This is a genomic window from Streptosporangium subroseum, from assembly GCF_900188345.1.
GTDB classification, from domain to species: domain Bacteria; phylum Actinomycetota; class Actinomycetes; order Streptosporangiales; family Streptosporangiaceae; genus Streptosporangium; species Streptosporangium subroseum.
This window is the reverse complement of sequence record NZ_FZOD01000058.1, coordinates 56,578-63,641: the sequence shown is the minus strand read 5'-3', so window position 1 is coordinate 63,641 and position 7,064 is coordinate 56,578. Positions and strand designations below refer to the sequence as shown.

The window sequence follows — 7,064 nt, the reverse complement described above, 5'->3', positions numbered from 1 at the left end:
CGTCGCACTGTCCGGCTGGGTGTCGGTGTAGGTCAGCACCCCCGCGCCCACACTGCCACGCAATGCGTTGTTGGCGTAGACGTCATACCCGGTCACCCCGACGTTGTCGGTGGAAGCGCCCCAGGCCAGCCGGATCTGACCGCTCGCCGGCTGGGTGTAGGCCAGGTTCGACGGAGCGGACGGGTTCTGGGTGTCACCACCCGGCGTGCCGGTACGGGTCACCGTGTTGCTGTTGCCCGAGACGTTGCCCGCGGCGTCCTTGGCCCGCACGTAGTAGGCCACCGTCGCGGTACCCGGCTGGGTGTCGGTGTAGGTCAGCACACCGGCGCCCACACTGCCGCGCAGCGCGCCGTTGGCGTAGACGTCATACCCGGTCACCCCGACGTTGTCGGTGGAGGCACTCCAGGTCAGCCGGATCTGACCGCTCGCCGGCTGGGTGTAGGCCAGATTCGACGGGGCGGACGGGGCGACGGTGTCCACGGGGCCGCTCGCGCCGTAGACCTCGAACTCGGAGATCTGGGCGGCCGGCCAGCCGGTGTTACCGGTGACGTTGATCCGCACGTACCGGGCGCTGGTCGCGGTGAAGTTGATCGTCACCGTGTTACCGGTCGCCGGGTTGAAGGCATACCCCGCGGACGCGACGGTCGTGGTCGCAGGCGGGCTGGTCGTGCCGGTCAGCACCGACAGGGTCTGCGTCCTGGTCGCCCACGCCGTCGCCGGCGGCAACTTCAAGACGACCTGGTCGATGCTGGTCGCGGCTCCGAGGTCGATCTGGGCCCACTGCGGGAAGGCGTTGTTCGTGCTCTCCCAGTAGGTGCCGGCGTTGCCGTCGTTGAGGTTGCCGGCCCCGTAGACGTCGCTGACGCCACTGACCGTGGCCGTCTTGCCCGACGCCAGGTTGGGACCCGCCGCCGCGGCCGGGGAGATCGACCCGGCAAGCGCGAGCATGCTGGTCGCGACCGTCGCCGCGATCAGCCGTAACGCTGTTACGTACTTCTTTCTCATCGTTTCTTCTAACTCTCGTCTGTAACGACAGGGGGTGGCGGGGAGGCTGCTACCTCCGCCGCGGGATGCACTCGATTACCGACGGGTACTGCCTTGCTCACGAGGTGTGGGCCTCGAGCTCTGGATGGCCGGCAAGCGGGCCGACCGGTGTGATCCGGTCGATGTCATCGCAAGCCTCGCTCTGTTTGCCGCTGGGAGCGTTCTGGTCGCCGTGTCGCGCCGGGCTGGAGGGTGACCGGCGGAACCGGTGATGTTCGTGAACGTCGAATTTCGGACGGCGCTGAACGGTGGCGTCCGGGACCACTCCTGCAGCTGCCTGTGGCGGCGACTTCGGGCGCTTTGGCTCGGTTCGGTTGTCACCTTGACATCGCCTGTCGTGATCTCGGCCGGGTGACGGCCTGCCGATCGCGTCATGGCGGAAACAATCAGTGCTGCAACCGCGGCCGCCAGGGCGGCGACCGGCCGCGCAACGCCGAAACCGACATCACCTGGGACCTCTCCGTGGATGGGCGAGACAGGCGCACGACTACGGCGCACTCCTGCCAGAAGTTGCGGAGAATAGAAAGAAACTGAATAGATCATTGCAAGAATTTTGCATTGCTTTGGCCAAAGGTTACATACGTGCTACGGCCACGTCAACGGCCCGAGAAGCTTGACTTGTTACGGCACAACGGTCTGAGGCCGTTATGGCCTTTCCGGCCGTTGTAAAGTTTCCGGCCCTCCGGATCGCGTGAATCAGAACGGATCGCGTCCCCGCATGTGGCGTGAGTCGTCAGCGGCGTCCGGTGATGCTGACAGTCCCTGTCAGGGCTCGTTTCGGTCCAGGAGGGTACGGACGCGCGTCACCAAACCGGAATCAAGGGCGCAACGGGGTGGCGCTCTCGGCCGGACCCCCCAGGGCTCGTTTTCGTGATCGATGGGGATCGTCCGCATCCGGCCCGGCCGATCCCGGAAAGACTCGTCGCCCCCGCCACACCGTTGCGGTGCCTACCGCTTCACCGCCGCGCGGGTCGGGTGTGGATCTGCGACCGCGCCTTGCCGCCCATCGCGCCGACGACCCAAGCCGGTCGATCACCCTCGGTGACCGTGACGGGCATCAGGGTGCGCGCGGGCCGCCTGCCCGATGCGAGGTCGCTCGGAGAGTCGGGCCGAGGGAGAAGGACGACCCGCGGTTGTGCGTCAGGATGCCGGCCGACGGCGCCGGCACGGCGGCGCCGAACCTCCATCCAGGCATCCCGAGCCGGGACACCTCCGCCCGGGATGCGACCACCGCCGAAGCACCACGTCGGCGTCCCGGCGTTTCTCCGTCCCTGCGTCCCTGCGTCCTTGCGTCCTTGCATCCCTGCGTCCCTGCGGACGACGGAGGTGGCGTTGCGAGATTTACCCGTTGTCAATTTCTTGCGCAGTCGATCTTCATTTTTGCGCCAACTGTTGTAACGTAGCGGTGTGTCCAGACGACTTTCAGATGTAGCCAAGTTCGCCGGAGTCAGCGTGGCGACGGTGAGCCGCGTGCTGCATGACAAGCCCGGCATCGCCCAGGCGACCAAGGATTCGGTGCTGACGGCCCTCGACGTGTTCGGGTACGAACGCCCGACCAAGCTGCGCAACGAGCGAGGCCCGCTCATCGGCCTGGTCCTGCCTGACCTGCAGAATCCCATCTTCCCCGCCTTCGCGGAGCTGGTGGTGTCGGCGCTGATCAGACGTAACCTGCTGCCGGTTCTGTGCACGCGCACCGCCGATGGGGTGTCCGAGGCGCAGTACATCGAGATGCTGCTGGCCCAGCAGGTCGGCGGCATCGTCTTCATCGGCAGCAGTTACGCCGACGCCGGTCCCGAACACTCTCGTACGCTGCGAGAACGCCGGCTGCCGATCGTCCTGATCAACGCCGCGGACGAGAATCTCGACGTGCCGCGGGTCTGCGTGGACGACAGCGTCGCCGTTGACCAGGCGCTGGACCACCTGACGGCGCTGGGACACGAGCGGATCGGACTGGTTCTCGGACCCGTGGGACACGTGCCCTCGGTCCGCAAACTCGCAGCGTACGCGGCCTATGCGCAGGCTCGGGGCGACCGGGAATGGCGAGGACGCGTCGCCCACACGATCTTTTCGATGGAGGGCGGAGGCACCGCGGCGACGCGCCTGCTGAAAGAGGGGGTCACCGCCCTGATCTGCGCCAGCGACGCCCTGGCGCTGGGCGCGATCCGGGCAGCGCGCAAGCAGGGACTGAGCGTTCCGGGCGATCTGTCGGTGGTGGGATTCGACGACTCCAGCCTGATGAACGTGACGGATCCGCCGCTGACGACCGTACGCCAGCCGATCCAGGCGATGAGCACCGCGGCGGTCGCGTCGCTGATGGCGCAGATCGATGGCCGTTCCGTGCCCGTTGACGAGGTGTTATTCGATCCGGAGCTGATCGTGCGTGGCTCGACGGGCATGTGCCGGTAAGGGGGATCGCCGCTTACCGGCTACGCCGAACCTCCATTGTCAGCAAATTGCAGATTCACGCACTCTCCTCTGGAGGTCTTATCAGTTTTTTGCGTTGACCCATGGACTTCTCGCCTCGATGGTTTTACCGTTCTGGCTACACCTCGGCGCTCGAAACCTCGACGCGACATGTCGGCAACCACCCCTTAACAGACGGCGGCACTCACGTTCCGCCGGCGATGCGGGCTGCCCGGATCCAGGTGTGTTCGTACACGAAGGGATCGCATCTGATGAACCGAGCCAAGCTCGGCAAGGCACTCGGGCTGGCGCTCGCCGTCGGCATGACCACGGCCACGGCAGCGTGCGGAGGCGGCCAGGAGAGCGAGCCCGTGGCCGGCGGGCCGGTGACCATCACGGTCAACGGCCTGCCGGCGGCGACCGACGAGTTCAACCGGGCGCACTTCGAGGCCGACGTCAAGGCGTTCGAGGCGAAGTACCCGAACATCAAGATCGACGCCAAGGAGGGTCTCATGGACCCTCAGACGTTCTCCGCCAAGCTCGCCGGCGGCCAGCTTGAGGACGTCTTCTACGTCTACCTCACCGACGCGCAGAATCTGATCGCCAAGCGGCAGGTCTCCGACGTCAGTGCCCAGCTCGCCGACTTCCCGGTGACCAAGGACTACAAGCCCGGCCTGATGAAGGTCTTCTCCGACGACACCGGCAAGATCTACGGCCTGCCCGACGAGAACTACTCCCTCGGCCTGATCTACAACCGGAAGCTGTACCAGCAGGCCGGGCTCGACGTGAACAAACCCCCGGCGACCTGGGCCGAGGTCCGCGAGCACGCCAAGAAGATCAGCGCGCTCGGCAAGGACATCGTCGGCTACGGCGACTACAGCAAGTCCAACACCGGGGGCTGGCACTTCACCGCCGAGCTCTACTCCATCGGCGGCGACGTCGCCGTCAAGGAGGGCGACACCTGGAAGGCCGCCTTCAACAACGACAAGGGCAGGCAGGTTCTCCAGCAGCTCAAGGACATGCGCTTCACCGACAACACCATGGGCAAGCGCCAGCTCCTGGAGTACGACGACCTGATCAAGCTGATGGCCACCGACAAGCTGGGCCTCTACGTCGGCTCGACCGGCGACATGTCCAACATCGTCAACCAGTTCAAGGGCACCTTCGCCGACTACGGCCTGGGTCCCATCCCCGACGGTCAGGGCACGCTGGGCGGCGGCTCCGGCTACATGTTCAAGGCCGGCCTGAGCCCGGAGAAGATCAAGGCCGGCCTGACCTGGCTGACGTTCAAGAAGAACCCCGACCGCATCGGGCCCGACAACGAGAAGGCCGCGGCCAAGGGCCTGCCGGTCGGCCTGCCCGAGCCCAACGTGTGGACCGGCGCGTCGGAGCAGAAGCTGCTCGATGCGACCAAGAAGTACGCCAACCTCCCGTCGGAGAACTTCGCCCCCTTCGCCGCCGCCACCGCCGCGATCCCGTTGAAGCTGGAGCCGCCGAACGCCCAGCAGGTCTACGCCGCGCTCGACCCGGTGATGCAGAAGGTCCTGACCGACCCGAACGCCGACATCGGCCGGCTTCTCACCGACGCGGAGAAGCAGGTCAACCAGATCCTGTCGTCGGTCAAGTGAGGCGGTTTCCGGGCTCCCGGCGGCTGGTCCCCGGCGGTCCGGAAACGCACGTTCGGAAGAAAGAAGAGATGTGATGGCGGTCATCACCGCGAGCCGCGCCCACCGCGGGCCGAACCGACTGCGCCGCAGGATCGGCGACAATCTCCGGGCCTACCTGTTCCTCGCGGCCGGCCTCGCCAGTTTTGCCCTGTTCTCCTGGTATCCGCTGGTCAAGGGCGTCATCCTCAGCTTCCAGCAGGACAACCTGGTCGTTCCGCCGTACTGGGTGGGCCTGGACAACTTCCGCGCCCTGTTCGCCGATCCGCTGTTCTTCACCGCCTGGCGCAACACGCTGGAGTTCACCGGGCTGGCGCTGGTGTTCGGCTACGCGGTGCCGTTCGTGGTCGCCATCGTGATCAACGAGTTCCGGCACCTCAAGGGCTACTTCCGCATCGCGGTCTACCTTCCGGTGATGCTGCCGCCCATCGTCAGCGTCCTGCTGTGGCAGTACTTCTACGATCCCGGCTCGGGTCTGTTCAACTCCGTGCTGGGAGCCCTGCACCTGCCCACCTCCGACTGGACCCAGTCGCCCCGGATGGCGATGATCTCGCTGGTACTGGTGTCGACCTGGTCGAACATGGGCGGCGCCACGATCATGTATCTGGCCGGGCTGTCCACCATTCCCAGCGAGCTGTACGAGGCGGCCGAGCTTGACGGCGCGAGCGTGTGGCAGCGCGTGCGGTACGTGACGTTGCCGCAGATGCGGTTCGTGCTCCTGGCCCTGCTGCTCCTGCAGATCGTCGCGACGATGCAGGTCTTCATCGAGCCGTACCAGCTCACCGGCACCACCAACGAGGAGACCATCACCGTGATGGTGCTGATCTACCGGTACGCGTTCACCGTCAACAACGACTTCGGGCTCGCCGCTGCGATGAGCGTGCTGCTGTTCGTGGTGCTCGCCGCGTTCTCCGCCGTCTACCTGCGGCTGACCCGCAACGCCGACTGAGGAGGGCCCGATGACCGTCACCACCCCCAGCCCGGCCCGCGGCCGGGCTCCCGTTCCCGCTCCGCCCGCCGTCCCCTCCCGTACGGCACGCCGCCGGCCGCCCGCCCAGCGGACGGCCGCCACCCGTACGCTGATCTCCGACGCCGACCTCAACCGCGGGCGAGGACGGCTCGTCTACCGGGTCACCCTGGTGACGATGGCGGTGCTGTTCGCACTGATCTTCATCTTCCCGCTCTACTGGATGGTCACCGGCGCGGTGAAGACCCCCGTCGAGCTGGCCCAGCCCACTCCCACGCTGATCCCGCAGACCTGGCATCCGGAGACCTACGCCGAGGCCTGGACGAAGCTGGAGATCGGCAGGTTCCTCCTCAACACCGCCTTCTACACCGTCGGCGGCTGGCTCATCCAGCTGATCGTCGACGTCGCCGCCGCCTACGCGCTGTCCAAGCTGCGCCCGATCCTGGGCAAACTGGTGCTGGGCATGATGCTGGCCAGCCTGATGCTTCCGGCCGCGGCGCTGCTGGTCCCCAGCTATCTCACCGTCGTCGATGTGCCGATCTTCCATGTGAACCTGCTCAACACGCCCTGGGCACTCTGGCTCCCCGGCGCGGCCAACGCGTTCAACATCTACGTGCTCAAGATGTTCTTCGACCAGATCCCCGGCGAGCTGATCGACGCGGCCAGCATCGACGGGGCGGGACGGTTCCGGACGCTGTGGAGCGTCGTGCTGCCGCTCTCCCGTCCGGTCCTCTCCGTGGTGTCGATCTTCGCGGTCGTCGGGGCGTGGAAGGACTTCCTCTGGCCGCTGCTGGTGCTGCGGGATCCGGAGGCGCAGACCATCAGCGTGGCCCTGAGCAGGCTCTCCTTCACCGGCTACGTGACACAGAACGAGATGTTCGCGGGCCTGGCCATCGCCAGCCTCCCCATGATCATCGTTTTCATGATCTTCCAGCGCGGCATCCTCAACGGCCTCTCCGCCGGCGCGCTCAAGGGCTGAGCCGCCC

At 66.5% G+C, this 7,064-nt stretch carries 5 protein-coding genes; 4 read left to right on the top strand and 1 reads right to left on the bottom strand.

Features of this window, described 5'->3' with window-relative positions; all coding sequences use genetic code 11:
* Positions 1 to 1,005 (bottom strand): galactose-binding domain-containing protein (locus tag CHC08_RS37320; protein ID WP_179282433.1); only part of this gene is annotated, 1,005 nt, incomplete at its 3' end.
* A gap of 1,446 nt (positions 1,006 to 2,451) precedes the next feature.
* On the opposite strand from CHC08_RS37320, the gene CHC08_RS37315 reads away from it, so the two are divergent.
* The 4 genes from CHC08_RS37315 (at position 2,452) to CHC08_RS37300 (ending at position 7,057) form a co-directional block, all read left to right on the top strand.
* Complete coding sequence (locus CHC08_RS37315) at positions 2,452 to 3,450, top strand: LacI family DNA-binding transcriptional regulator (RefSeq protein WP_089212102.1); 999 nt, start codon at positions 2,452 to 2,454, stop codon at positions 3,448 to 3,450.
* A gap of 269 nt (positions 3,451 to 3,719) precedes the next feature.
* Complete coding sequence (locus CHC08_RS37310; protein WP_179282432.1) at positions 3,720 to 5,075, top strand: ABC transporter substrate-binding protein; 1,356 nt, start codon at positions 3,720 to 3,722, stop codon at positions 5,073 to 5,075.
* A gap of 73 nt (positions 5,076 to 5,148) precedes the next feature.
* Complete coding sequence (locus tag CHC08_RS37305) at positions 5,149 to 6,060, top strand: carbohydrate ABC transporter permease (protein ID WP_089212101.1); 912 nt, start codon at positions 5,149 to 5,151, stop codon at positions 6,058 to 6,060.
* A gap of 10 nt (positions 6,061 to 6,070) precedes the next feature.
* Complete coding sequence (locus tag CHC08_RS37300; RefSeq protein WP_089212100.1) at positions 6,071 to 7,057, top strand: carbohydrate ABC transporter permease; 987 nt, start codon at positions 6,071 to 6,073, stop codon at positions 7,055 to 7,057.
* Positions 7,058 to 7,064: the final 7 nt, after the last annotated feature.

Bases quoted from the DNA above. Each gene is read 5' to 3' on its own strand.
- CHC08_RS37305 (WP_089212101.1), top strand. From the start codon at position 5,149: ATGGCGGTCATCACCGCGAGCCGCGCCCACCGCGGGCCGAACCGACTG.
- CHC08_RS37310 (WP_179282432.1), top strand. From the start codon at position 3,720: ATGAACCGAGCCAAGCTCGGCAAGGCACTCGGGCTGGCGCTCGCCGTC.
- CHC08_RS37300 (WP_089212100.1), top strand. From the start codon at position 6,071: ATGACCGTCACCACCCCCAGCCCGGCCCGCGGCCGGGCTCCCGTTCCC.